Origin of the sequence: Delftia sp. WSY_7, from assembly GCF_043104845.1 — a bacterium.
Taxonomy (GTDB): domain Bacteria; phylum Pseudomonadota; class Gammaproteobacteria; order Burkholderiales; family Burkholderiaceae_C; genus Comamonas; species Comamonas tsuruhatensis.
In genome coordinates this window covers 74138-96959 of record NZ_JBICLB010000017.1, presented here as the reverse complement: position 1 = coordinate 96959, position 22822 = coordinate 74138, and the positions used below count along the sequence as shown (strand labels likewise).

Annotated in this window: 24 protein-coding genes and 1 tRNA gene; 20 read left to right on the top strand and 5 right to left on the bottom strand. The window is 67.7% G+C overall.

Translation table 11 applies throughout. From position 1 onward, the window contains the following. The first annotated feature begins 331 nt into the window (after window positions 1-331). From ACF8ME_RS08780 to ACF8ME_RS08735, 10 genes are all read left to right on the top strand, one after another. Window positions 332-1063 (top strand): TorF family putative porin, encoded by a 732-nt coding sequence (locus ACF8ME_RS08780; protein WP_016448601.1) that lies wholly within the window; start codon window positions 332-334, stop codon window positions 1061-1063. A gap of 23 nt (window positions 1064-1086) precedes the next feature. Beyond that, complete coding sequence (locus ACF8ME_RS08775) at window positions 1087-1425, top strand: P-II family nitrogen regulator (protein ID WP_012202241.1); 339 nt, start codon at window positions 1087-1089, stop codon at window positions 1423-1425. Between the two features lie 31 nt (window positions 1426-1456). Then, window positions 1457-2830 (top strand): ammonium transporter, encoded by a 1374-nt coding sequence (gene amt / locus ACF8ME_RS08770; protein ID WP_026062912.1) that lies wholly within the window; start codon window positions 1457-1459, stop codon window positions 2828-2830. A 197-nt stretch (window positions 2831-3027) separates the two neighbouring features. Next, window positions 3028-3399, top strand: coding sequence for a type II toxin-antitoxin system RelE/ParE family toxin (locus ACF8ME_RS08765; RefSeq protein ID WP_043792857.1), 372 nt, complete (start codon window positions 3028-3030; stop codon window positions 3397-3399). Next, on the top strand, window positions 3392-3703 hold the full coding sequence (locus tag ACF8ME_RS08760; RefSeq protein ID WP_016448598.1) for an XRE family transcriptional regulator: 312 nt from the start codon (window positions 3392-3394) through the stop codon (window positions 3701-3703). The genes ACF8ME_RS08765 and ACF8ME_RS08760 overlap by 8 nt, the downstream gene beginning before the upstream one ends. 136 nt (window positions 3704-3839) lie before the next feature. After that, complete coding sequence (gene glcE, locus ACF8ME_RS08755) at window positions 3840-4979, top strand: glycolate oxidase subunit GlcE (RefSeq protein WP_392416079.1); 1140 nt, start codon at window positions 3840-3842, stop codon at window positions 4977-4979. Between the two features lie 25 nt (window positions 4980-5004). After that, the gene (locus ACF8ME_RS08750) at window positions 5005-5787 is read left to right on the top strand and encodes a YoaK family protein (RefSeq protein ID WP_012202244.1); all 783 of its coding nucleotides are present in this window, start codon (window positions 5005-5007) and stop codon (window positions 5785-5787) included. A 61-nt stretch (window positions 5788-5848) separates the two neighbouring features. Then, on the top strand, window positions 5849-7099 hold the full coding sequence (glcF, locus tag ACF8ME_RS08745; protein WP_209672766.1) for a glycolate oxidase subunit GlcF: 1251 nt from the start codon (window positions 5849-5851) through the stop codon (window positions 7097-7099). 84 nt (window positions 7100-7183) lie between these two features. Beyond that, on the top strand, window positions 7184-8050 hold the full coding sequence (locus ACF8ME_RS08740; RefSeq protein WP_392416076.1) for a ProQ/FinO family protein: 867 nt from the start codon (window positions 7184-7186) through the stop codon (window positions 8048-8050). Window positions 8051-8359: 309 nt separating this feature from the next. Then, the gene (locus ACF8ME_RS08735; RefSeq protein WP_016448593.1) at window positions 8360-8878 is read left to right on the top strand and encodes an AmiS/UreI family transporter; all 519 of its coding nucleotides are present in this window, start codon (window positions 8360-8362) and stop codon (window positions 8876-8878) included. 27 nt (window positions 8879-8905) lie between these two features. Here the strand turns inward: ACF8ME_RS08735 and ACF8ME_RS08730 are convergent, their stop codons facing one another. Together ACF8ME_RS08730 and lplT are read right to left on the bottom strand one after the other, a co-directional pair. Then, window positions 8906-9805: a DMT family transporter gene (locus tag ACF8ME_RS08730; protein WP_016448592.1), complete on the bottom strand. Its 900-nt coding sequence runs from the start codon at window positions 9803-9805 to the stop codon at window positions 8906-8908. A gap of 198 nt (window positions 9806-10003) precedes the next feature. Further along, window positions 10004-11305, bottom strand: coding sequence for a lysophospholipid transporter LplT (gene lplT, locus ACF8ME_RS08725; RefSeq protein WP_016448591.1), 1302 nt, complete (start codon window positions 11303-11305; stop codon window positions 10004-10006). 134 nt (window positions 11306-11439) lie between these two features. Here lplT and alr point away from each other — a divergent pair, with 134 nt between their 5' ends. Continuing rightward, on the top strand, window positions 11440-12543 hold the full coding sequence (gene alr, locus ACF8ME_RS08720; RefSeq protein WP_047218852.1) for an alanine racemase: 1104 nt from the start codon (window positions 11440-11442) through the stop codon (window positions 12541-12543). Here alr and ACF8ME_RS08715 read toward each other — a convergent pair whose 3' ends face one another. Further along, window positions 12544-12984: a MarR family winged helix-turn-helix transcriptional regulator gene (locus tag ACF8ME_RS08715; RefSeq protein WP_016448589.1), complete on the bottom strand. Its 441-nt coding sequence runs from the start codon at window positions 12982-12984 to the stop codon at window positions 12544-12546. 96 nt (window positions 12985-13080) lie between these two features. Between ACF8ME_RS08715 and ACF8ME_RS08710 the strand changes: the two genes are divergently transcribed. Continuing rightward, the gene (locus ACF8ME_RS08710) at window positions 13081-13896 is read left to right on the top strand and encodes a siderophore-interacting protein (RefSeq protein WP_392416074.1); all 816 of its coding nucleotides are present in this window, start codon (window positions 13081-13083) and stop codon (window positions 13894-13896) included. Window positions 13897-13964: 68 nt separating this feature from the next. Here ACF8ME_RS08710 and ACF8ME_RS08705 read toward each other — a convergent pair. Continuing rightward, window positions 13965-14041, bottom strand: a tRNA-Met gene (locus ACF8ME_RS08705). 142 nt (window positions 14042-14183) lie between these two features. On the opposite strand from ACF8ME_RS08705, the gene radA reads away from it, so the two are divergent. The 4 genes from radA (at window position 14184) to ACF8ME_RS08685 (ending at window position 17413) form a co-directional block, all read left to right on the top strand. Next, window positions 14184-15569: a DNA repair protein RadA gene (gene radA / locus ACF8ME_RS08700; protein ID WP_016448587.1), complete on the top strand. Its 1386-nt coding sequence runs from the start codon at window positions 14184-14186 to the stop codon at window positions 15567-15569. 83 nt (window positions 15570-15652) lie between these two features. After that, window positions 15653-16099: a hypothetical protein gene (locus ACF8ME_RS08695; RefSeq protein ID WP_046239701.1), complete on the top strand. Its 447-nt coding sequence runs from the start codon at window positions 15653-15655 to the stop codon at window positions 16097-16099. Window positions 16100-16143: 44 nt separating this feature from the next. Beyond that, the gene (locus ACF8ME_RS08690) at window positions 16144-17082 is read left to right on the top strand and encodes a branched-chain amino acid transaminase (protein WP_016453623.1); all 939 of its coding nucleotides are present in this window, start codon (window positions 16144-16146) and stop codon (window positions 17080-17082) included. A 121-nt stretch (window positions 17083-17203) separates the two neighbouring features. Next, on the top strand, window positions 17204-17413 hold the full coding sequence (locus ACF8ME_RS08685) for a zinc-finger domain-containing protein (RefSeq protein ID WP_012202256.1): 210 nt from the start codon (window positions 17204-17206) through the stop codon (window positions 17411-17413). A gap of 31 nt (window positions 17414-17444) precedes the next feature. Here ACF8ME_RS08685 and ACF8ME_RS08680 read toward each other — a convergent pair whose 3' ends face one another. Next, a complete protein-coding gene (locus ACF8ME_RS08680) occupies window positions 17445-18305 on the bottom strand; it encodes a glycosyltransferase family 32 protein (protein ID WP_392416072.1) in 861 nt (286 codons plus the stop codon). 130 nt (window positions 18306-18435) lie between these two features. On the opposite strand from ACF8ME_RS08680, the gene ACF8ME_RS08675 reads away from it, so the two are divergent. The 4 genes from ACF8ME_RS08675 to ACF8ME_RS08660 are packed head-to-tail and all read left to right on the top strand — an operon-like array spanning window position 18436 to window position 22806. Then, on the top strand, window positions 18436-19704 hold the full coding sequence (locus tag ACF8ME_RS08675) for an O-antigen ligase family protein (RefSeq protein ID WP_392416071.1): 1269 nt from the start codon (window positions 18436-18438) through the stop codon (window positions 19702-19704). Beyond that, complete coding sequence (locus ACF8ME_RS08670; protein WP_047326934.1) at window positions 19701-20822, top strand: glycosyltransferase; 1122 nt, start codon at window positions 19701-19703, stop codon at window positions 20820-20822. The genes ACF8ME_RS08675 and ACF8ME_RS08670 overlap by 4 nt, the downstream gene beginning before the upstream one ends. Then, entirely contained in the window at window positions 20819-21856 is a 1038-nt protein-coding gene (locus tag ACF8ME_RS08665; RefSeq protein WP_047326935.1) for a glycosyltransferase family 2 protein, read from the top strand. Before ACF8ME_RS08670 ends, ACF8ME_RS08665 begins: the two co-directional genes overlap by 4 nt. Then, complete coding sequence (locus ACF8ME_RS08660) at window positions 21853-22806, top strand: glycosyltransferase family 32 protein (RefSeq protein ID WP_198820257.1); 954 nt, start codon at window positions 21853-21855, stop codon at window positions 22804-22806. The genes ACF8ME_RS08665 and ACF8ME_RS08660 overlap by 4 nt, the downstream gene beginning before the upstream one ends. Window positions 22807-22822 lie beyond the last annotated feature (16 nt).

The following is a 22822-nucleotide window of genomic DNA, read 5'->3' as shown; positions in this document are numbered from 1 at the left end:
CAGGCATGTATTTGAATGGCATGCTATCCAATCAGGCATGTTCCAAAATCAGGTAATCCAGACTTGGCTGATCATGTGCTGTGGCAGGCGACCTGGGAATGTGCTGTACTGGGCATGAAAGCATTTGCACTTTTTTGGTGCATTTTTGGTGAGATGCCATGTGAGCGACCGCTATCACCGTAACGGTGCAGAACTTCTGCACAAAGCCGGTGCATGGGAGGATGCTGCGGTGCTGCATTGGTGGGCCGGAAGGCGCCCCTCCCGGCAGAAAAGACTGGCACGGTCCGTGCTTAACCCGGTTGTCACGAAATTTTTCAAACCGGAGGATCCCATGTCCCGTGCCAGCCTCAAGTCGCTCGCCATCGCCTGTGTCGCCATCGCTCCGCTCTGGGCCCACGCTCAGCTCACGGCCAATGTGTCCCTGACGACGAACTACAAGTTCCGCGGACAGGACCAGGACACGGGACGCAACAAGGCCGTCAAGCCTGCCCTGCAAGGCGGCTTCGACTACACCTTCGGCGACAGCGGCTGGTACATCGGCAACTGGAACTCCAGCGTGGACTGGCTGCCGGGCAACTCCCTGGAAACCGACTTCTACGGTGGCTACAAGTTCAAGGCCGGCGAGGTGGACCTGGACTTCGGGGCCCTGCAATACCTGTACTCGGGCAACTCCAGCGGCAACACCACCGAGCTGTATGGCGCGGCCACGTACGGCCCGTTCACGGCCAAGTATTCGCACACCGTATCCAAGGACTACTTCGGCTGGGCGGGCGAGAAAGCCGGCTCGGGCCTGTCGGGCCGCAATACCGGCTACCTGTGGCTGGGCTTCAGCAAGGAAGTCATGCCCAAGGTGACCGTGAAGGCCTCGCTGGGCTTCACGCGCTTTGCCAGCGACATCAAGGGCCTGGGCGTGCCCAACTATATGGACTACAGCGTGGGCGGTGCCTACGATTTCGGCGACGGCGTGTCGCTGGGCGCGGCCGTCACGGGTGCGAACAAGAAGTCTTACTTTGGTGACGTCAACAAGGCCCGCCTGATCGTGACGCTGACCAAGACCCTGTAACCGGACCTGAGGAGCTAAGCATCATGAAACTGGTGACCGCCATCATCAAGCCCTTCAAGCTGGACGAGGTGCGCGAGGCGCTCTCCGACATCGGCGTGCAGGGCATCACCGTGACCGAAGTCAAGGGCTTCGGCCGCCAAAAGGGCCATACCGAGCTGTACCGCGGCGCGGAATACGTGGTCGATTTCCTGCCCAAGCTGCGCCTGGAGGCCGCCGTGCCCGACGCACTGGTGGACCAGGTGATCGATGCCATCGAGGCCGCTGCGCGCACCGGCAAGATCGGTGACGGCAAGATCTTCGTGCTGCCCATCGAGCAGGCCGTCCGCATCCGTACCGGCGAGACCGGCGACAGCGCACTGTGAGTTTCAACCCCACGTTTCCCGAAAGACTGCCATGACCAAACGACTTCTTTCCATGGGCCTGGGGCTGGGCCTGCTGGCCGCAGGCGCCGCTGCCCTGGCACAGGAGCCCGCCGCCGCTGCAGCCGTTGCCGATGCGGCCGCTGCGGCAGCCCCCGCCGCCGCGGCCGCAGCCGAGGCGCCGGCCCCCGCACTCAGCGCCGGTGACACGGCCTGGATGCTGACCTCGACCATGCTGGTGATCCTGATGGTGATCCCGGGCCTGGCACTGTTCTACGGCGGCCTGGTGCGCACCAAGAACATGCTGTCCGTGCTGTGCCAGGTGTTCGTGATCTTCTCGCTGATCACGCTGCTGTGGGCCGTCTACGGCTACTCGCTGACCTTTGCGGGCGAAGGCAACTTCTTCGGCGGCTTCGGCAAGATCTTCCTCAAGGGCATTGCGCCCGACACGCTGGCCGGCGCACTGCCGACCATTCCCGAGTACGTGTTCGTGGCCTTCCAGTCCACGTTCGCCGCCATCACCGTGGCCCTGATCGTCGGCGCCTTCGCCGAGCGCATCAAGTTCTCTGCCGTGATCCTGTTCTCGGTGCTGTGGTTCACCTTCAGCTACATCCCCATGGCCCACATGGTCTGGGGTGGCGGCCTGCTGGGCAAGGACGGCGCGCTGGACTTCGCAGGCGGCACCGTGGTGCACATCAACGCCGGTATCGCCGGACTGGTGGGTTCCTACATGCTGGGCAAGCGCATCGGCTTCGGCCGTGAGGCCCTGCCTCCGCACAGCCTGACGCTGACCATGGTCGGTGCCTCGCTGCTGTGGGTGGGCTGGTTCGGCTTCAACGCCGGCTCGGCAGGTGCTGCCAACGGCATCGCCGGCCTGGCCTTCATCAACACCATCGTCGCCACGGGCGCCGCCACCATCTCCTGGCTGGCCGCCGAAGCCCTGCACAAGGGCAAGGCCTCCATGCTGGGCGCCGCCTCGGGCGCCGTGGGCGGCCTGGTGGTCATCACCCCGGCGGCCGGCCTCGTGGGCCCCATGGGCGCCATCGTCATGGGCCTGATCGCCGGTCCCGTCTGCCTGTGGGGTGTGTCCGGCCTCAAGAAGCTGCTCAAGGTCGATGACGTCTGCGACGTGTTCGGCGTGCACGGCGTGGGCGGCATCCTGGGTGCCATCCTGACCGGCGTGTTCTGCGCCTCCAGCCTGGGCGGCATCGAGCCGGCAAACTTCAACATGGGCCATCAAGTGTGGGTGCAGGTCAAGAGCGTGCTGCTGACCATCGTCTGGTCCGGCGTGGTGGCTGGCATCTCCTACAAGATCTGCGACCTGGTCGTCGGCCTGCGCGTCAGCGAAGAGTCCGAGCGCCAGGGCCTGGACATCACCACGCACGGCGAGGTGGCGTACTACCGCTGATCGGTTTCCAGGGAGTTCATTGCGGATTGGCCTCGGTGCTTGCACCGGGGCCTTTTTTCATTGCCGCGCCGCAAACGCCCTTCAGCGGCTGAGGAAATCAGGAGGCCTACTGCACGCCAACCGCCTTATGGTGAGTTCCGTTATAAGACGGATCTTTGGCCTATATGCCATTGACGGAATATATTCTGGAGGGAATAATGACCCAGCCCTGGGAGGTGGAGTACACCGACGAGCTTGGCGACTGGTGGGCCGATCTGACGCAGGCCGAGCAGGAGTCCATCGATGCATCGGTTCGATTGCTGGAGGCAAGAGGGCCGAATCTCGGATATCCCCATACGTCCGGCATCGAGCGTTCAAGGCACCCGCACATGCGCGAGCTTCGCGTGCAGCACGAAGGCCGGCCCTATCGGCTGCTGTACGCATTTGATCCGCGCCGCTGTGCCATCTTGCTGATCGGCGGCGACAAGACGGGCGATGGCCGCTGGTATGAGGTGCATGTACCCATCGCCGACCGCTTGTACGACACGCACATCGAGACCCTGAAAAGAGAAGGACGGATCCATGGCTAGGAAATTCAACGAACTGCGCGCCGGCATGTCGCCCGAGGCACAGTCCCGTGCTGCGGCACGGGCCGAGGCCATGCTTGTGGAAATGCAGTTGCAGGAGCTGCGCAAGGCCCGCAACGTGACCCAGGTCGAAGTGGCCAGGGCCATGAGCGTGGAGCAGGCTGCCGTCTCCAAGCTGGAGCGCCGCGAGGACATGTACGTGAGCACGCTGCGCGAGTACGTCAAGGCCCTGGGCGGCGAGCTGAAGCTGGTGGCCTCCTTTCCCGACGCCGACATCCAGGTCCATCCTTTCGAGCCGGCACGATGAAGGCCGCAGGCGGCTGATTCGACTTGCGCCTTTGCCTTTTCGTCCCTGCTGTTTTGCGCCGCCCGCAGAACTTCAAGCGCGCCGTTCAAAAAATTCACGGGTCCGCACCGAGGCGCAAAAGGGCCCAGCCGCTACCATGCAGGCCATGGATTCAGCCCAAAGCCAACTCATCCAGATCGCCGAGCGCGTGCGCGCCGCGGCGGCCGACGCCACGCCGCTGCGCATACGCGGCGGCGGCACCAAGGATTTCCACGGACTGGCCCTGCAGGGCGAACTGCTGGACACGCGGACGCTGGCCGGCGTGGTCAGCTATGAGCCCAGCGAGCTGGTCGTGACCGTACGCGCCGGCACGCCGCTGGCCGAGGTCGAGGCCCTGCTGGCCGCACAGGGCCAGTGCCTGGCCTTCGAGCCTCCGCATTTCGAGGGAGCGGATGGCCGCGCCACCGTGGGCGGCATGGTGGCCTCCGGCCTGTCGGGCCCCTCGCGCGCCAGCGTGGGTGCCGTGCGCGACTTCATGCTGGGGCTGGAGATGATCAACGGCCAGGGCGAGCTGCTGCGCTATGGCGGCCAAGTCATGAAGAACGTGGCGGGCTACGACGTCTCGCGGCTGATGGCTGGCTCCTGGGGCACGCTGGGCCTGATCACCGAGGTCAGCCTCAAGGTGCTGCCCGTGGCGCCGGCCGAGGCCACGCTGCGCTTCGAATGCACGCAGCAGCAGGCGTTGGACTGGCTCAATGCCTGGGGCGGACAGCCGCTGCCGCTCAATGCCAGTTGCTGGCTGCAGGAAGACAGCGCGGCCCAGGGCGTGCTGTACCTGCGCCTGCGCGGTGCGCGTGCCGCCGTGCAGGCGGCCTGCGGGCGCCTGGGGGGCGAGCGCATGCACAGCGCTGCGGCCGACTGGCAGGCCTGCCGGGAGCACCAGCTGCCCTGGTTCACCGCACGCGCACCGGGCCATGCGCTGTGGCGCCTGTCCGTGCCGCAGACGGCGCCGGTGCTTGCGCTGCCTGACGGCTGCACGGGGCCCCTGATCGAATGGCACGGCGCATTGCGCTGGGTACAGGCGCCGCGTGCGCTGGGCCATGCGCTGCGCACGCTGGCAAAAGCAGCGGGCGGATCGGCCACCTTGTTCCGCGCCGAGGCCGCAGACCAGCCCGGCGCCGAACCCGATTTCGACGCCCAGGCGGCCGATGCCACGGCCGCGCTGCATGCACGGCTCAAGCAGGCCTTCGATCCTGCGGGCATCTTCAACCGCGGCCGGCTGGCCGCCGCCTGGTAGGCCGGGCCAACGCCTGGCTCCGCCCATGCGCATGCGCCACCACCTGCACCTGCTCACGGACCGGCACCGCACGGTGGCCAGCAACCGCACGCTGGGCCTGCTGCTGGCCTTCAATGCGGGTGCGGTGAATGCGGGCGGCTTTTTGCTGGTGCACTCCTATACCTCGCACATGACGGGCTTTGTCTCGCTGCTGGCCGACAACCTCGTGCTGGGCAATACGGCGCTGGTGCTCAGTGCCTGCGGCGCGCTGCTGGCCTTTCTGTGCGGCGCGGCCGCGACGTCGCTGCTGGTCAACTGGGCGCGCCACCACCGGCTGCGCAGCAGCTATGCGCTGCCGCTGCTGCTGGAAGCCGCGCTGATGCTGCTCTTCGGCGTGCTGGGCGCGGCCATGCTGGCCTGGCCCACGCCGTTCGCCGTGCCGCTGGCCGTGCTGCTGCTGTCCTTCATCATGGGATTGCAGAACGCCACGGTGACCAAGATGTCGTCCTCGCAGATCCGCACCACGCACATGACGGGCGTGATCACCGACCTGGGCATGGAGCTGGGTCGAGCCCTCTACTGGAACCGCCATGGCAGCCCGCCCGAGCACCGGGTCCACGCCAACCATGTGCGGCTGCGGCTGTTCGCAGGGCTGCTGTCCATGTTCCTGCTGGGCGGCATTGCGGGCGCGCTGGGTTTCAGGCACCTGGGCTTCGTCTTCGTCGTGCCGCTGGCCGTGGTGCTGTGCCTGCTGTCCCTGCCGCCGCTGTGGGCCGACCGTGCGCGGTTGCCCCTGCTGCTGGGCCGGCGGGCCGCGCCTCGCGCATGACCGCCGTGTCCGGCTGCCGTGCCTGACCGTTCCCCGATACCCGTACAACAAGAGCCCCACCATGCAGACCCAACTCGCACCCCAGTACCGCGCCACGCCCGAGGGCCAGGAGGCCGAAGCCATTTTGCGCAAGTGCGTGCACTGCGGCTTTTGCACGGCCACCTGCCCGACCTACCAATTGCTGGGCGACGAGCTGGACGGGCCGCGTGGCCGCATCTACCTGATCAAGCAGGTGCTGGAGGGCGAGACCCCCACGCGCGCCACCCAGCAGCATCTGGACCGCTGCCTGACCTGCCGCAACTGCGAAAGTACCTGCCCCAGCGGCGTGCAGTACGGCCACCTGGTGGACATAGGCCGCAAGATCGTCGAGGAACAGGTGCCGCGCCCCTTCGGCGAGCGCGCCAGGCGCTGGGCGCTCAAGGAGGGACTGAACTCGCCGCTGTTCGCCCCGGCCCTGAAGCTGGGACAGGCCGTGCGCGGCCTGCTGCCCGAAGTCCTGGCCGAGAAAGTGCCCCAGCCGCAGGACGCGGGCCGCTGGCCCGTGCGCGAGCATGCGCGCAAGGTGCTGCTGCTGGCCGGCTGCGTGCAGCCTGCGATGATGCCGCGCATCAACTACGCCACGGCGCGCGTGCTGGATGCGGCCGGCATACAGACCGTGATCGCTCCCAACGCCGGCTGCTGCGGTGCCGTGAAATTCCACCTCAACGACCAGGAAGGCGGCAAGGCGCAGATGCGCGCCAACATCGACGCCTGGTGGCCCCAGGTGGACAGCGGCGCGGTGGAGGCCATCGTCATGAACGCCTCGGGCTGCGGAGTCACCGTCAAGGAATACGGCCACCTGCTCAAGGACGATGCGCAGTACGCGGACAAGGCCGCGCGCATCAGCGCCCTCACGCGCGACCTGAGCGAGCTGCTGCCTGAGCTCCTGCCCGAGCTGGCCGAGCGCCTGCACGGCAGGGTGCGCGCGCCGGCCGCGCCCATGGCCTACCACCCGCCCTGCACGCTGCAGCACGGGCAAAAGCTGCGCGGCGGCGTGGAAACCCATCTGGCCAGGCTGGGCTTCGAGCTGCGCGTGGCGCGCACCGAGTCGCACCTGTGCTGCGGCTCGGCGGGAACCTACTCGGTGCTGCAGCCCGAACTCTCGCACCAGCTGCGCGACCGCAAGATCGGCGCACTGACCGAAGGCTTCGATGCCCGGCGGCCTGCAGCCATCCTCTCGGCCAACATGGGCTGCATCGTCCATCTGCAAAACGGAACGGACGTGCCGGTGCGCCACTGGATCGAGGTGCTGGACGAGGCCCTGCCGGCCTGATGCCACCCGGGCAACACCCGCGCATCTGTGCCGCATGCGCGACGCCGTGGGGACTATGCCCGCGCAAGCCTTTGCAATGCTGGCATGATGCGGGGTTTCGTTTTCTCCAAGCCCATGTGCTCCGCCATGACTGAATCCGTGTCTGAACCGCAAGAACAGAACGCCGCGCTGCCGGCGGACGCCGCTGCCGGCACCGTGCCGCAGGCTGCCGCCAGCGCCGATGGCCAGGGCCGCAAGCGCTCGCGCCGCGGCGGACGTGGCCGCAACAAGGGCAAGGCCTCCGAGCCCGCCGCCGACGCCACAACCGGCGCGGCCGGCAGTGCCGAGGCTCCCGCATCCAGGCCTGTGCGCACCCAGCACCCGCTGCTGGCGCAACTGGCCCAATGGCATCCGAACCTGTTCGGCGAGCAGCCCCTGCCGCTCAAGCGCGGCATCTTCGAGGACCTGCTGGCCGCCCATCCCGAAGCCATCGACCGCGACCAGCTCAAGCTGGCCCTGTCCCAGCACACACGTTCCAGCCGCTACCTCACCGTGGTGGCCAGCGGCCAGGCGCGCCATGACCTGCAGGGCCAATCGGTCGAGCCCATGGCGCCCGAGCATGTGCACCATGCGCTGATCGAGGTCTTTCGCCGCCGCCAGCACCGCTCGCCCGAGGACCTGGCGCCCAAGCTGCGCAACCGCATCATCGCCGCCTACGAGGCCTCGGGCCTGTCCCGCGACGACTATGCGGCGCGCGTGCAGGGCCGTGACGAGGCCACCAACGCCCTGGTGGCCGAGGCCCTGGCCGAAGCCGATGCGCGTTCTGCACGAGACGAAGCTCTGCTGCGCGCCTTCGAGGCCAGCGGCCAGACCACCGAAGCCGGCTTTGCCGACATGTACGGCATGAACCCGCGCCAGGTGGCGCAGCAGCTGGAACGCGCCCGCCGCCGCCTGCAGACGCAGGCGGCCTGAGGTACCAAGGACCGGCACCAAGGACCGACGCCAAAGACCGGTAGCACCGCCTGCCGGCACACTCCACCGCCGCATGCCTGGCAAGGGCCGCGCCGGTGCACCTGCCCTGGATCACAGGCGGCATCTCTGCAGCGGACCCTTTCGCCAGCACGCAGATGCCCACCAGGGGCGGGCCCGGGGATGAACTGTTTCACGGACGCCGCTGCACCCGGCCACGGGGCGGCGGCGCCTTGCCGTGCGCGCTCGTTCCCGTGGTCTGGCAAGGGCGCGCAAGGCACTTCAAAGCAAAAAAGCAAAAGGAGACTTGCGATGTGGCTGGGTTTGTCGTTGTTCTACGTGGGCGCCGTGCTGTGCCTGAATGGCCTGTGGATGCTGGGGCGCATTGCCGACCGGGAGATCTGGGTCATCAACGTGTTCGCGGGCCTGGTCTCGCTGATCATCGGCCTGGCCTCGGCCTTCGGGCCCGAGCCTGATGCGGCCTCTGTCAAGACCGGCGCGCTCACCCTGCTGTTCGCCTTCACCTACCTGTGGGTGGCCATCAACCGCTTCACGGGGGCCGATGGCCGGGGCCTGGGCTGGTTCAGCCTCTTCGTGGCGATCACGGCCGTGCCGGTGGCCATCGATTCGCTGATCGGCGCCCGCACTGCCATCGACTGGTGGATGGCCGCCAACTGGGCGGCCTGGGCCGTGCTGTGGGCCATGTTCTTCATGCTGCTGGCCCTGGGCCGCAACATCGGCCGCATGACGGGCACGCTGTGCATTGCGCAGGGCGTGCTCACGGGCTGGCTGCCGGGCTACCTGCTGCTGGCCGGGCAGCTCACGGGCTGATTGCGCAGCGTTGGTGCGGGCAGGGCGTCAAGCCCCACGCCGTCGTGCATGCGCCAGCGCAGACAGCAGCGCGGCCGCGATGATGCAGGCGCCGCCCAGCAGCGTGCGAGGCGTCAGCACCTCGCCTGCAATCAGCACCGAGGAGACGCTGGCGAACACCACTTCGGCCAGCATGACCACGGCCGTCACGCCGGCCGGCAGGCGCGCGGCGCCGAACTGCAGCGCCCAGTTGCCCAGCATCAGCAGCACGGCCAGGCCGGCGGCGATCAGCATCCAGCCGGCCTGCGGAGCCGGCAGCGGCGGCACCAGGCCCACGCTGCTGCCTGCAAAGGCGCTGAACAGGCCCATGGCCATGCAGCCGCTGAACATGGCCAGCATGCGCGCCTGCGCCGGCACGGCCTGCAGGCGGCGCAGCAGCACGTTGGTCAGCGCGAAGGTGAAGCCGCCGAACAGTGCCAGGCCGTCGGCCAGCGACAGGCCGCGCAGCAGCCCGGGCGAGCCGCCGCTGAATGTGCCCTCGGGCACCAGCACCAGCGCCACCCCGCCAAAGGCCAGCAGCAGCCGCGTCAGCGCAGCAGGCGTGGGCCGCTCGCCCAGGAGCCTCCAGGCCAGCAGCACCGACCATGCGGGCATCAGATAGAACAGCAGCACCACGCGCACCACGTCGCCAATGGTCACGGCCCAGTTGAAGGCGATGTTGTTGCTGCCCGCGCATGCGCCCAGCAGGATCAGGGCCGGGTACTGCAGCGCCTGGCGCAGGCTGGCCGGGCGCAGCGCCACCAGCCCCGCCAGCACCAGGGCATACATCAGCGCCGTGGCCCACAGCGGATGCAGGCCAGCCTCGTGCATGGCGCGGAACGGCCACCAGGCCAGGCCCCAGACCAGGGTGTTGAACAGCAGGGCGAGAACGGGCAGCGGGCTATGCATAAAACCACGAAAAAGTGCCCGGTCAGGCAAAGCCCGCACCGAACACAATACGAGAAGACCATTTAGACCAGGCCTATCAATCGATAGCGCCCTATGGAACTGGCGAGGCCCAAAGCGAGAGACACCGAGCCAGGGCCGCCCCGCCGCGAGGGTGTCGTCCCCCCTGGGGGAAGGCGCGAAGCGCCTCAGGGGGTAGTCTCAATGACAATCCTTGCGGGCAATCGCCAGCAGGCGCTCGACTTCCTCGGGATGCTGGCGCAGGTTGTTCCTGTGCCAGCGTCCGATCAGCCACATGATGCCGGCCACCACCAGGCCGAACACCGTGATGGCACCAAAGGCCGACAGCCCGAACTTGGTGGACAGCGCATAGAAGGCGCCCAGCGCCAGGATGCAGGCCTGCTCGTTGAAGTTCTGCACGGCAATCGAGCGGCCCGCGCCCATGAGGTTGTGGCCGCGGTGCTGCAGCAGCGCATTCATGGGCACGACCAGGAAGCCGCCCAGGCCGCCCAGCAGGATCAGGAAGGGAATGGCCACCCACACGCTGTGGATGAAGATCATGGCGATCACCAGCAGGCCCATGGTGATGCCCAGCGGAATGACGCGCGTGGCGTTGTCCAGCCGCATGCGCATGGATGCGAGGATGGCGCCTGCCGCCGTGCCGATGGCCACCACGCCCACCAGGGCCGATGCCTGGGAGGTGCCGTAGCCCAGGGCCGCCGCGCCCCAGGCCAGCACGATGTAGCGCAGATTGCCCGACACGCCCCAGAACAGCGTGGTCGTGGACAGCGAGATCTGGCCCAGCTTGTCCCCCCACAGCCGCTGGCTGCAGGTCCAGAAGTCGGGCAGCAGGGCCAGGGTGTTGGCCAGCAGGCTCTTGCTGGGGTCCTGGCGCAGCGGGCGCAGGATGGTGTCGGTCAGCGGAATGCGCAGGTTGAACCAGGCGGCCAGCGCATAGACGCCGACAAGCACGGCAATCGCCGCCTCGGCCGCAGTGTCCACGCCCGTGTCCAGCAGCGGCAGGTCGAAGTCCAGCAGATGGGTCGAGATGCCCGGGCTCAGCAACTGCCCGCCCACGAGCACGCCCAGGATGATGGAGGTGATGGTCAGCCCCTCGATCCAGCCATTGGCCTTGACCAGCTGGGAGGCGGGCAGCAGCTCGGTGAGGATGCCGTACTTGGCGGGCGAGTAGGCCGCGGCGCCCAGGCCGACCACGGCGTAGGCGATCAGCGGATGGTTGCCGAACAGCATCATCAGGCAGCCCACGATCTTGATCGCATTGCTGATGAACATCACCCGCCCCTTGGGCAGGGCGTCGGCAAAGGCGCCGACGAAGGGGGCCAGGATCACGTAGAACAGCGCGAACATGGGCACCAGGGCGGCGCGCTGCCACTCGGGGGCGCCATTGGTGCGCAGCAGTTCCACGGCGGTCACGAACAGGGCGTTGTCTGCCAGCGAGCTGAAGAACTGCGCTGACATGATGGTGTAGAAACCGCGCTTCATGGATAGGCAGATGGGGTCAGCCGCAGGGCTGCTGACCGGTTAAATAAGGGCCCCGTGGCAAGTGACTGGCGGTTATATCACGCGGCCTTTGGCCGGCAGTGCCAGAATCCCAAGCTTCTGACTGAGTGAAAACCATGCCGCGTCCCATTCTTGCCACCATCCATTCCGCCGCGCTTCGCCACAATCTGGAGCGGGTGCGGCAAGCGGTCCCCGATGCCAAATTGTGGGCCGTGGTCAAAGCCAACGCCTATGGCCACGGTATCGAAAACGTGTTCGAGGCCCTGCGCGGCGCCGACGGCTTCGCCATGCTGGACCTGGCCGAGGCCGAGCGCGTGCGCCAGCTGGGCTGGCGCGGCCCCATCCTGCTGCTGGAGGGCGTGTTCGAGCCGCGCGACCTGGAGCTTTGCTCGCGCCTGTCCATCTGGCATGCCGTGCATTGCGACGCCCAGATCGACTGGCTGGCCGCGCACAAGACGCAGAACGGCCACCGCGTCTTCCTCAAGATGAACTCCGGCATGAACCGCCTGGGCTTCACGCCCGAGCGCTTTCGCGCGGCCTGGGCCCGGCTCAATGCCTTGCCCCAGGTGGAGGAAATCTCGTTCATGACCCACTTCAGCGATGCCGACGCAGGCGCTGGCCAGTCGGGCATCTCCGCGCAGCTGCAGCGCTTTCACGACGCCACGTGCGACCTGCCCGGCGAGCGCAGCGTGGGCAACAGTGCCGCCACGCTGCGCCATGGCGACGATGCCCAGGTGCGCTGCGACTGGGTGCGGCCCGGCATCGTGCTGTACGGCAGCTCGCCCGACTATCCGCAGCACACGGCGGCCCATTGGGGCCTGCAGCCCACGCAGACCCTGAGCTCGCGCATCATCGGCGTGCAGCAGCTGGCTGCGGGGCAGAGCGTGGGCTATGGATCACGCTTCACGGCCGAAGCTCCCGTGCGCCTGGGCACCGTGGCCTGCGGCTATGCCGACGGCTATCCGCGCCACTGCGGCACCGGCACGCCCGTGCTGGTCGACGGCGTGCGCACCCGCACCCTGGGCCGCGTGAGCATGGACATGCTGGCCGTGGACCTGACGCCCGTGCCCGATGCCGGCATGGGCAGCGAAGTCACGCTGTGGGGCCGCGCCGGCAACGGCGCCGTGCTGCCCATCGACGAGGTGGCCGAGGCGGCCGGCACGCTGGGCTATGAACTCATGTGCGCCGTCGCGCCGCGCGTGAACAAGGCCGTCGATTGATCAGGGCGCGGCCTGGACGCTGTCCCTGGCCCGCTCCAGCAGCGCCATCATCTGCTGTTGCGCGGCAGGCTCCCAATCCTTGAGCAGCCGCGCCGCCAGCGCCTGGCGCGACTGGCGCAGCCGGTCGAACAGGGCCTGGCCCTGGGGGCTGAGGCTCAGGCAGCGCACGCGGCGGTCGCGGGCGTCCGGTTCGCGGTCCAGCCATCCCTGCTCCTGCAGCTGCGCCAGCATGCGCGCGAGCTGGGCCTTGTCCATGTGGCTGTGGTCGACCAGATCCCTTTGCGTGCGGCCCGGGTGCCGGCCCACGTACATCAGCACGCGCACCTCGTTGGGCGTCAGCCCGGGCTCCATGGACTCCATGTCCTCGCGCATGCGCGAGCGGAACAGGTGCAGCAGCTCGTGCATGGCCTCGAAGATATCGGCGGGCAGGGAGGCATTCATGGCAGGGTCTTGTGGAAATATGTTGACAAAGTCAACGGATGACAGAGAATTGGTGGACTAAATCAACATTCTAGGCCGTCACAGGCCGTTTCGCCAATGAACTTGCCCAATCCAGCCAACTCTGCCGTGGCGCCTGCCCCCGTCGTCCACCGTGTCCGCCATCCCTTCCGCGCCCGCCATGTGCAATTGCTCTCGCGCGAGCAGCCCAGCCCCGGCTTTGTGCGCCTGACCCTGGGCGGACCCGAACTGGAGGACTTCGTCAGCTCGGGCTTTGACGACCACATCAAGCTCATCCTGCCCCAGGCCGGGCGCGAACTGCCCGCGCTTCCCGTGCTGCTCGATGGCCGCCCCACCTTCGTGGAGGACGAGCGCCCCACCTTGCGCGACTACACGCCGCTGCGCTACGACGCTGCGCGCCAGAACCTCATCATGGATTTCGCACTGCACGATGCAGGCCCCGCCACTGAATGGGCGCTGACCGCGCCCCTGGGACAGTGGGTGGGCCTGGCCGGGCCGCGCGGCAGCCTGGTGATCTCGGCCAACCTGCCATGGCATTGGCTGTTCGGCGACGAGACCGCCATGCCCGCCATCGAGCGGCGCCTGGCCGAGCTGCCCGCCGGCAGCCGCGCCGTGGTGCGCGTGCAGCTGCGCAACCCTGCCGACCGCCGCCAGTGGAAGAGCACGGCCCAGCTGGACTGTGCCTGGGTCGAATCGCTGGCCGACGCCGTGCAGGCGCTGGAGTTTCCCCAGGACGACGACGGATATATCTGGGCGGCGGGCGAGCACAGCGCCATGGCCGAGCTGCGGCGCCTGCTGCTGGCCAAGGGCGCCGCGCCCAAGCGCATGCGCGTGGCCTCGTACTGGAAGCAGGGCCAGGCAGACCACCATGAAGACCTGAACGATCCCAGCTGACCTGCGTGGAGAAAAGCAAGAAAGGCACAGACGAAAAAAAGCCCACCGAAGTGGGCTTTTTTTCGTGGTGGTTGCGCGAGAAGGATTTGAACCTCCGACCTTTGGGTTATGAGCCCAACGAGCTACCAGACTGCTCCATCGCGCGGTAATTCCGCAGTAATTTCGTTTCACCGCATTTTGTGCAGCGAAGAAAGCAACTATAACCGATATCTCTTTGTCACGCAACTGCGTTAGACAACAGGCAGGCGGGCGGGGCGGCAGCCACCGCTCGGTATAGTGCCCAACCCATGGCCAAAGACAAAACCACGTTCATCTGCAATGCCTGCGGCGGCTCCAGCCCGCGCTGGCTGGGCAAGTGCCCGGCCTGCGGGGCCTGGAATTCGCTGATCGAGGCCGTTGCCGAGCCTGCGGGCGCGGGCAAGAACCGGCTCAGCCAGCCGCAGGGCTATGCGGGCCTGGCCAACGCCCAGGCCGTGATGCCGCTGTCGGCCATCGAGGCCCAGGACGTGGCGCGCACGCCCAGCGGCATCGAGGAGCTGGACCGCGTGCTGGGCGGCGGCATTGTCGAAGGCGGCGTGGTGCTGATTGGTGGCGACCCCGGCATCGGCAAGTCCACCCTGCTGCTGCAGGCCATGGATGCGCTGCACCGCGTCGGCCTGCCCACGCTGTATGTCACGGGCGAGGAAAGCGGTGCCCAGGTCGCGCTGCGCTCGCGCCGCCTGGGGCTGGAGGCCAGCCAGGTCAATGTGCTGGCCGAGATCCAGCTGGAGAAGATCCTCGCCACCATGGAGGCCACGCAGCCGGCCGTGGTCGTCATCGACTCCATTCAGACCGTGTACTCGGACCAGCTGTCCTCGGCGCCGGGCTCGGTGGCCCAGGTGCGCGAATGCGCGGCCCACCTCACGCGCGCGGCCAAGACCACGGGCATCACCGTGATCCTGGTCGGCCATGTGACCAAGGAAGGCGCCCTGGCCGGCCCGCGCGTGCTGGAGCACATGGTGGACACCGTGCTCTACTTCGAGGGCGACACGCACAGCAACTTCCGCCTGGTGCGCGCCATCAAGAACCGCTTTGGCGCCGTCAACGAGATCGGCGTCTTCGCCATGACGGAGAAGGGCCTCAAGGGCGTCACCAACCCCAGCGCCATCTTCCTGTCCCAGCACAGCGAGCCCGTGCCGGGCTCCTGCGTGCTGGTCACGCTGGAGGGCACGCGGCCCATGCTGGTGGAAATACAGGCCCTGGTCGACCAGGGCGGCCCCGCGCCCCGGCGCCTGTCCGTGGGCCTGGACCGGGACCGGCTGGCCATGCTGCTGGCCGTGCTCAGCCGCCATGCGGGCGTGGCCTGCGCGGACCAGGATGTGTTCGTCAACGCCGTGGGCGGCGTGCGCATCAGCGAGCCTGCGGCCGACCTGGCCGTGATGCTGTCCATCACCTCCAGCCTGCGCGGCCGCGCCCTGCCCAAGGGATTCCTGGCCTTTGGCGAAGTGGGCCTGGCCGGCGAAGTGCGCCCCGCGCCGCGCGGCCAGGAGCGCCTGAAGGAAGCCGCCAAGCTCGGCTTCACCATGGCCGTGGTGCCCAAGGCCAATGCGCCCAAGAAAGCCATCCCCGGCCTGACCGTGCATGCCGTGGAGCGCGTGGACGAAGCCATGAACATCGTCCGAGGGATGGGCTGAGGCACTGCCTTGCCGAGCGCATTGCGGGGGCATACGCACTGTCCGCAGCGGTCCTGCGGCGCCTCCATAAGACAATCGGCGCCATGAATTTGCGCAATATCCTGATTCCCCTGGGTCTGCTCGTACTGCTGGTGGCTGCGCACCAGTCCTATGGCTGGATGGGCGTGGTTGCCGTGGGCGGCGGCATCATGATGTGGCTGCTGCTGCATTTCACGCGGCTGATGTCCATCATGAAGAAGGCCTCGGACCGTCCCATGGGCTATGTGGGCAGCGCCGTGATGCTCAACGTCAAGCTCAAGCCCAAGGTCTCGCTGATGCACGTGGTGGCCATGACGCGCTCCCTGGGCGAGCGCCTGTCCGAAGACGGCCAGCATCCCGAGATCTACCGCTGGACCGACGGCACGCAATCCCATGTGACCTGCGAGTTCATGCATGGCCGGCTCGTGAAGTGGACCCTGGTGCGCCCCACGCCCGAACCCGAACCGCAACCCGAGACGGCGGCGGCCCCCGAGGCAGCCCCCGCGCCCTAAAATAGCGGGTTGGTGTTCTGTTCAATACCCCCAAGGATGTTCCTATGAGCCCCGTTGTTCCCTCGATGGCCGATCGTGACGGCAAGATCTGGATGGATGGACAGCTGGTGGACTGGCGCGATGCCAAGATCCACGTGCTGACCCACACGCTGCACTACGGCTGCGGCGCATTCGAGGGCGTTCGGGCCTACAAGACCGAACAGGGGCCGGCCATCTTCCGCCTGGAAGACCACACCAAGCGACTGTTCAACAGCGCCAAGATCCTGCGCATGCAGATCCCGTTCACCCAGGAAGCGGTGAACCAGGCCCAGGTGGAGGTCGTGCGTGCCAACAAGCTGGAATCGTGCTACCTGCGCCCGCTGACCTGGATCGGCGACCGCAAGCTGGGCGTCTCGCCCAAGGGCAACACCATCCACCTGATGGTGGCTGCCTGGGCCTGGGGCGCCTACCTGGGCGAGGAAGGCATGCAGCGCGGCATCCGCGTGAAGATCTCCAGCTTCACGCGCCACCACGTGAACATCACCATGAGCCAGGCCAAGGCGGTGAGCAACTACACCAACTCCATCCTGGCCAACACCGAGGCGCTGGACGACGGCTACGACGAGGCCATCCTGCTGGACGCCTCGGGCTTCGTCTCCGAGGGCTCGGGCGAGAACATCTTCGTCATCAAGGACGGCGTGGTCTACACGCCCGACCTGTCGGCCGGCGCGCTCAACGGCATCACGCGCAATACCGTGATGCACATCTGCAAGGACCTCGGCCTGGAGGTGGTGCAAAAGCGCATCACGCGCGACGAGCTGTACATCGCCGATGAAGTCTTCTTCACCGGCACGGCCGCCGAAGTCACGCCCATCCGCGAGGTGGACCGCATCGAGATCGGCGCGGGCAGCCGCGGCCCCCTGACCGAAAAGATCCAGCAGGCCTTCTTTGACATCGTCAACGGCCGCAACCCCAAGTACGCCCATTGGCTGACTCGGGTCTGAGAAAAATGACCCCCACGCTACCCTTGCTTTGCAAGGTCCACTGCCCCCCGAGGGGGTGCTTTTCATCTTGGGGCGGCCCGACGATGAAAATGACAGATACCCACGAAAGAGATAAGCAAGCATGACAACGAATGCCACCGTCGAACTGGCGGCCAAGGACCTCAACGCCCAGGGCGGCGTGTTCTGCCCCAGCCCCAAGGCCGACATGAAGCTGTGGAACAGCCATCCCAAGGTCTACCTGGACGTGGCCCACACCGGCGAGGCCAAGTGCCCCTACTGCGGCACGCTGTACCGCCTGAAGGCCGGCGAAGTCTTCGCAGGCGGGCATTGAGCAAAGCGGGCCTCGGCCCGCTTTGCGTGTCTCAGCGCGCCGAAAGCGCGCGGCTCCAGATGCTGCCGGGCGCAGCATCTCCGTGCAAGGCCAGCATGTCCGTGAAATGGCGCCGTTCCCCGCCGCGCAACTTGACGATGGGCGCCGCCACCTGCGGCGCCTTCGCCAGGCACAGCTGGGGGTAGAGCAGGTACCACTTCCAGCGCAGGGCGCGGTGGTAGAAGAAGGCGGTGTCCTCGGCCTTGAACAGCGTGAGCCGGGCATCGGGCAGCCGGCGCATCACCTGCTGGGCCGTCACATGGATCAGAAGGTAATTTGGATCGGGGATGCCCTGCAGCACCTCGGCGGCGTCGGGCCGCGACTGCAGGCGCTGCAGGTAGGCCGCAGGGCCCTCCACGATCAGCGCCTGGTGAAACTCCTTTTGCCATTCCGATACAAAGCGCGAGCCGGCCGGAGCGCAGAATGACCAGCTTTCGATCACGGGGTAGCGCCTGTCCCTGGTGAAGCCCTCAAGGTAGAAGCCGGCCAGCTCGGCAGCGCCTGCGCCGGCGCCCATCCAGTCCAGCGGCGCGGTCAGCAGCGTGGTGGCATCGAACCAGTAGCCGCCATGGTGCGCCACCAGATACAGGCGCAGCCAGTCCGATTGCTTGGTGGGGTGGAGTTCGGCAAACGCCGCAGGAAGGTCGCCGCAGGCCACGTACTGGCCCAGGCTCTCTGGTGTCACGACGATGACCTGGTGATCCGGGCATTGCCGCCGCCAGCTGTCCACGCACTGCTGGACGAAAGGGTCCAGGCCGGACTGGTTCCAGTACGTCCAGATCGTCTTCGGGATGTCCGCTGCAAGACCATCGGCTGCCGGGGGCGATGGGGGCAGCTGCAAGGGCGCGGGCATGGTGTAATCTGCGCCGATTTTGGAAGGGGCTGCCCAGCGATGGAGCAGCCTGAATAAGACCGCAGGAATTTTTTTCATAGCGGATGGAAAGCGGAATGCCCGCATTTTGGGGCAGAAAGTCGCGGTCTTGATGAGATTTGACAAGTCGAAGCTGCCAGGGCTCCTCACGACCCTGGCCGCTGTTCTGGTGCCCGGACTGGCCTTGTGGCTGCGTTCGGGCTATTCCTATGGCGCGGGCCTCATGGCCCTGGGCGCCCTGTGTTTTCTGCCCCGCTGGGTCCGGTACAGGCAGTCGCCTGGCACCTGGCTGCTGGTGGCACTGTTCATGGGCATGGCGGTGATGTGGTACCACCTGTCCGTGCTGGACGGGGGCACCGGTCAGTTCGACCGCCCCGTGAAATTCATCCTGGGCGCGGTCAGCCTGCTGTTCGCCATGTGCTACCCGCCCACGGCGCGGATCTTCCTGTGGGGCATACCGCTGGGCAGCGCAGGCGCGGGCTTCATGGCCCTGTGGCAGGTCTGCGTGCTGGGCATGGAGCGGGCCACGGGCTACACCAATGCCATCCAGTGGGGCAACATGGCCTTGCTGCTGGGCTGCTTCTCCTGCATCTATGCCATGTCCTTCTGGCACCAGCGCTCCCTGCTGTGGCGCCTGCTGGTGCTGGCGGCCGCTGCAATGGGTGCGCTGGCTTCGCTGCTGTCGGGCTCGCGGGGGGGCTGGCTGGCGCTGCTGCCGATGTTCCTCATGCTGATGGTGCTGGTGCGCATGTACCGCCCGCAGTACTTCGGGCGCCTGTTGCTGGGCTGCGCTGCAATCGTGGTGGCGCTGGCCACCGTGATGGCCTTCATACCCCGCGTCAGCGAGCGCGTCGACGAGGTCTACCTGGATGTGAGCAACTACCTGCATTCCGGCAACTCCGACACCTCGCTGGGCACCCGGCTGGAGCAGTACCGGCTGGCCGTGCAGATGATCGGCGAGAAGCCCCTGCTGGGCTGGGGCATGCAGGGCTATGTGGACGAGATGCACCGGCGCGTGGACGCCGGCAGCTATGGCCAGTCCATCCGCGAATACAACTTCATCCACAACGACTTCCTGGACATCTGGGTCAAGCTCGGCGTGCCGGGCGTGCTGCTGCAGGCAGCGCTGTTCATCTCGCTGCTGTGGCTGTTCTGGCCCTCGCGGCGGCGCATGGCGCTGTGGCCTGCGGACAGCACCCCCTGGCGCGAGGCCCTGCTGCTGCGTATCCTGGGCAGCCTGATGCCAGCCATGTACCTGGCGTTCGGCATGTCACAGCAATTTTTCGTGCACAACAGCGGCATCGTCTTCTTCGTCTTCCTCGTGGTGGCCCTGTGGTCATCGCTGCATGGCCTGGAAAGGGCCAGCGGAGCCGTGCGGTGAGGGAGCGCGCCGCCACCACCCGGCCCCGGGTGCTGCACTTCGTGACGGGCGGCTTCTCGGGTGCCACCCAGGTGGCGGTGGATCTGGTGTCGGCGCACCGCGCGTCGGGCCGCTTCGACGCCCGGCTGGTGCTGCGGCGCAAGCGCAATACCTCCGATGAACGCGTGCAGAAGCTGCGCGACGGCGGCATCGATGTCGACGTGGTGGCCGGCTGGTCCCATGCCGCCACCGTCTGGCAGCTGCGCCGCATCTGCCTGGACTTCCGGCCGGACATCGTGGTCGCCCATGGGTTCAGCGACCACCTCTGGGGCCGCTTTGCCGCGCTGTGGGCCGGCGTGCCCTGCCTGGTGCATGTGGAACACAACTCGCGCGAGCGCTACACGCGCTGGCGGCTGGCGCAGGCCCTGTGGCTGACCGAGCGCACGGCCGCCATCGTCGGCTGCTCCGAAGGCGTGCGCCAGAGCCTGCAGGACCGCGGCTTTCCTGCAGACAAGCTCTTGGCCATCAGCAACGGCATCCGGCCCGAGCCCTATCTGCAGGAGCCGCCCCCCTTGCTGCAGCGCCGCCCGGACATCGTCATGGCCGCGCGCTTTGCGCGGCAAAAGGACCATGCCACCTTGCTGCGCGCGCTGGCCGTGCTGCGCCAGCGCGGCCTCAAGCCCACGCTGACCCTGGCCGGCGGCGGCAAGGCGCGCGCCCAGCAGGCGGCGCAGCGGCTCAGCGCCGAACTGGGCCTGCAGGACCAGGTGCAATTCATCGGCATGTGCAACGACGTGCCCGGCCTGCTGCGCGCGCACCGCGTCTGCGTGCTGTCCACGCACTACGAAGGCATGCCCCTGTCCCTGCTGGAAGGCATGGCGGCGGGCTGCGTGGTGGTGGGCAGCCGCGTGGTGGGCGTGCAGGAAGTGGTGCGGCCCGGCGACAACGGCCTGCTGGCCGCGCACGCCGACCCTGAATCGCTGGCCGACGCCCTGCAGCAGGCGCTGCAGGATGACGAGGCCGCCGTGCGCATGGCCGCCACCGCGCGGCAGGAAGCCCTGTCGCACTACAGCCTGCAGCGCATGACCGGCCAGTACGAAGACCTGTTCGCCCGCCTGCTGCAGGGGGAGCGTCCGTGACCTGGCTCAGCATCCTGGTGCCCGTCTATAACGTGGTGCCCTACCTGGAGGAATGCCTGCAGTCCGTCATGGACCAGGCCGATGCCGGCGTGCAGGTGCTGGTGCTGGATGACTGCTCCACCGATGGCTCCTGGGCCCTGATGCAGCAGCTGGACCAGCGCTGGCCCGGCCGCCTGCAGCTCATGCAGCACGAGCGCAACGCCGGCCTGAGCGCGGCGCGCAACACCATGATCGATGCGGCCACGGGCGACTACCTGTGGTTTTTGGACTCCGACGACAAGCTGCTGCCCGGCGCGATTGCCGGGCTGTCGGCCATCGTGAAACAACATGCGCCCGATGCCGTGCTCTGCGACTTCTCCGTCTGGCGCGAGGCCCCGCGCCTCAAGCACCGCCTGCGCGGCGAGGCGCACCGGCACAGCTTCCAGGGCCCCACGCTGCAGCGCTCGCAGGACCGGGGCGCCCTGCTGGCCGGCCTGCTGCGCACGGGCCAGCTGCATGCCTGGTCCAAGATCTCGCGCCGCAGCCTGTGGGATGCCGGCCTGCGCTTTCCTGCAGGCCGCTATTTCGAAGACATGATGACCATGCCGCAGATGGCGCTGCGCTGCGCCAGCTTCTACTACCAGCCCCAGCCCTGGGTGGCCTACCGGCAGCGTGCCAACTCCATCCTTGCGTCCATGACGCCTGCCAAGGCAGCAGACCAGTCCGCCGCCCTGTGGCCGCTGGCGCAGGCCGTGCAAGCCCTGCAGGACGATGCGCTGCGCAATGACGGGCGCCTGCACTTCGCCTGGGCGCACCAGGCCGCGCGCAACCTCATCGGCGCCCTGCGCTTTCTCGACCGGCAACGGGACATGCCGCCCGCGCAGCGGCAGGCGCTGGCGCAGCAGTTCCTGGCGGACTTCGGCCGCATCTCCCCGCTGTCCCTGCCCGCCCTGCGCCAGGCCTATCTGCGGCGCGGCTGGTGGCTGCGCGCATGGAAGCTGCGCAGGTGGGAGCGCCGCGCGCAGCAGCTGGGAACACCGGGAGCCCCTGCATGAGCGGCCTGAAACTGAAAACCCGGGGCGAGCTGTGGCTGGCGGCGGGCATGCGCCGCTTCTACGCCACCTTCGCACGCCGCCTGGAGCAGGGCCCCGCGCCCGACTTCCGCAGCCATGACATCGGGCCTGCGGCGCCCGTGCCCGTCTCCACGCCCATTCCCCGCATCATCTGGGCCTACTGGAATGGCGACTCGGTGCCGCTGCTGATACAGCGCTGCTTTGACAATTGGGCCCGCCTGAACCCCGGCTACAGCCTGCGCATCCTCAACGACGCGCAACTGCCGCAATACGTGCCGCAGCTGCCCGGCAACCTGCAGCAGCTGCCCGTGGCCAAGCGCTCGGACTGGCTGCGCCTGGAATTGCTGCACCGCCACGGCGGCATCTGGCTGGACGCCAGCACCATCCTCACCGAGCCGCTGGACTGGCTGCTGGAGCAGCAGCAGCGCAGCGGCGCCGACCTCGTCGCCTACTACCTGGAGCGCTACACCCGCGACCCGCAGGTGCCAGTGGTCGAGAACTGGCTCATGGCCGCGCCCCCGGGCAGCGCCTTCATCGCGGCCCTGCACAAGGAATACGTGGAGCAGGTCCTGCCGCAGACGGGCGAGGCCTATATCGCCCAGCTCCAGCAGGCCGGCGAATACGAGCAACTGCGCCAGGGCATCGACATGCCCGCCTACCTGAGCATGCACCTGGCCATGCAGCGCGTGCTGCGCGCCGGTGGCAGCTACCGCCTGCGGCTGGCCAAGGCCGAGGACGGCCCCTTCTTCCTGCACGTGCAGGGTAACTGGGGCCGCACCCCGCTCAAGATCCGCCTGATGTTCTCGCGCACCGAACAGGCGCCCGTGCCGCTGATCAAGCTGCGCGCGCCCGACCGCAAGAAGCTGGACTTCTACCTGGAGCGCGGCCTCTACGTGCCCGGCAGCATCGCCGACCGCTACCTGCGGGGCTGAGCGGCGAGCGCGCGCT

What these genes read in the sequence shown, in the direction of transcription:
- ACF8ME_RS08780 (WP_016448601.1), top strand. Translation starts at nt 332, where the DNA reads ATGTCCCGTGCCAGCCTCAAGTCGCTCGCCATCGCCTGTGTCGCCATC.
- ACF8ME_RS08775 (WP_012202241.1), top strand. Translation starts at nt 1,087, where the DNA reads ATGAAACTGGTGACCGCCATCATCAAGCCCTTCAAGCTGGACGAGGTG.
- amt (WP_026062912.1), top strand. Translation starts at nt 1,457, where the DNA reads ATGACCAAACGACTTCTTTCCATGGGCCTGGGGCTGGGCCTGCTGGCC.
- ACF8ME_RS08765 (WP_043792857.1), top strand. Translation starts at nt 3,028, where the DNA reads ATGACCCAGCCCTGGGAGGTGGAGTACACCGACGAGCTTGGCGACTGG.
- ACF8ME_RS08760 (WP_016448598.1), top strand. Translation starts at nt 3,392, where the DNA reads ATGGCTAGGAAATTCAACGAACTGCGCGCCGGCATGTCGCCCGAGGCA.
- glcE (WP_392416079.1), top strand. Translation starts at nt 3,840, where the DNA reads ATGCAGGCCATGGATTCAGCCCAAAGCCAACTCATCCAGATCGCCGAG.
- ACF8ME_RS08750 (WP_012202244.1), top strand. Translation starts at nt 5,005, where the DNA reads ATGCGCATGCGCCACCACCTGCACCTGCTCACGGACCGGCACCGCACG.
- glcF (WP_209672766.1), top strand. Translation starts at nt 5,849, where the DNA reads ATGCAGACCCAACTCGCACCCCAGTACCGCGCCACGCCCGAGGGCCAG.
- ACF8ME_RS08740 (WP_392416076.1), top strand. Translation starts at nt 7,184, where the DNA reads ATGATGCGGGGTTTCGTTTTCTCCAAGCCCATGTGCTCCGCCATGACT.
- ACF8ME_RS08735 (WP_016448593.1), top strand. Translation starts at nt 8,360, where the DNA reads ATGTGGCTGGGTTTGTCGTTGTTCTACGTGGGCGCCGTGCTGTGCCTG.
- ACF8ME_RS08730 (WP_016448592.1), bottom strand. Translation starts at nt 9,805, where the DNA reads ATGCATAGCCCGCTGCCCGTTCTCGCCCTGCTGTTCAACACCCTGGTC.
- lplT (WP_016448591.1), bottom strand. Translation starts at nt 11,305, where the DNA reads ATGAAGCGCGGTTTCTACACCATCATGTCAGCGCAGTTCTTCAGCTCG.
- alr (WP_047218852.1), top strand. Translation starts at nt 11,440, where the DNA reads ATGCCGCGTCCCATTCTTGCCACCATCCATTCCGCCGCGCTTCGCCAC.
- ACF8ME_RS08715 (WP_016448589.1), bottom strand. Translation starts at nt 12,984, where the DNA reads ATGAATGCCTCCCTGCCCGCCGATATCTTCGAGGCCATGCACGAGCTG.
- ACF8ME_RS08710 (WP_392416074.1), top strand. Translation starts at nt 13,081, where the DNA reads ATGAACTTGCCCAATCCAGCCAACTCTGCCGTGGCGCCTGCCCCCGTC.
- radA (WP_016448587.1), top strand. Translation starts at nt 14,184, where the DNA reads ATGGCCAAAGACAAAACCACGTTCATCTGCAATGCCTGCGGCGGCTCC.
- ACF8ME_RS08695 (WP_046239701.1), top strand. Translation starts at nt 15,653, where the DNA reads ATGAATTTGCGCAATATCCTGATTCCCCTGGGTCTGCTCGTACTGCTG.
- ACF8ME_RS08690 (WP_016453623.1), top strand. Translation starts at nt 16,144, where the DNA reads ATGAGCCCCGTTGTTCCCTCGATGGCCGATCGTGACGGCAAGATCTGG.
- ACF8ME_RS08685 (WP_012202256.1), top strand. Translation starts at nt 17,204, where the DNA reads ATGACAACGAATGCCACCGTCGAACTGGCGGCCAAGGACCTCAACGCC.
- ACF8ME_RS08680 (WP_392416072.1), bottom strand. Translation starts at nt 18,305, where the DNA reads ATGCCCGCGCCCTTGCAGCTGCCCCCATCGCCCCCGGCAGCCGATGGT.
- ACF8ME_RS08675 (WP_392416071.1), top strand. Translation starts at nt 18,436, where the DNA reads ATGAGATTTGACAAGTCGAAGCTGCCAGGGCTCCTCACGACCCTGGCC.
- ACF8ME_RS08660 (WP_198820257.1), top strand. Translation starts at nt 21,853, where the DNA reads ATGAGCGGCCTGAAACTGAAAACCCGGGGCGAGCTGTGGCTGGCGGCG.